The organism is Oleiphilus sp. HI0080 (assembly GCF_001635135.1).
The window spans coordinates 1-567 of record NZ_LWFU01000141.1 but is presented as its reverse complement, the minus strand read 5'-3'; the positions used below and the strand labels follow the sequence as shown (position 1 = coordinate 567).

Here is a 567-nt window from a genome sequence, read left to right as displayed (position 1 = left end):
TAGAGCGGGTTGAATGGTCTTAAGAGCGAGAGCTGCAGTAGTGATGATCGCTGCCTCTCCGTATTCATCCTTCGAGTCTCCACACCACAACATCAGCATGTCTTCGAAACTCAACTCTGCGGGCTTGGTATGACGCCGAGAGAACTTGGCTGGCCATTCTTCTGTCGTTAGCTCGCCGTTGGTGCAATCGTATGATACGCAGGCGTTATCCGGATTTCGCTCGATCTCTCCGCCTTCACCCTTCATTGTTACCGTTCGTTTGTATTCGAGTAAGCGAGCTGCCTCCTGATGGAGGGTTAGGTACGGAGGGTGAAAGACCCCCTGCAATATGTTTGGCGCATTAAGGGGGTTGATTAAGCGAGAAAGTGAGTGAACGGGCGAGCGAAGCCCTAGTGTTGATCTCAAATCAATCAACTCTGCCAGCTTTGGGCTTATGCTGTTGAGCGGCATATAACAAAAGTTGCTTTGCGCCAAGGCGTCTTGGCATTCACTCCACGAGGACGCTGTGTTCAATCCCAGTTTGTTGATAATCGTCTCGGTATAAATGCGATTGTTTGTGTGTCCGCT

1 pseudogene is annotated in these 567 nt (G+C 50.4%); it reads right to left on the bottom strand.

Annotation, left to right across the window (positions count from 1 at the left end):
* A pseudogene (locus A3751_RS01690) lies at positions 1–450 on the bottom strand (glycosyl transferase); the annotation flags it as partial.
* Between the last annotated feature and the right edge of the window lie 117 nt (positions 451–567).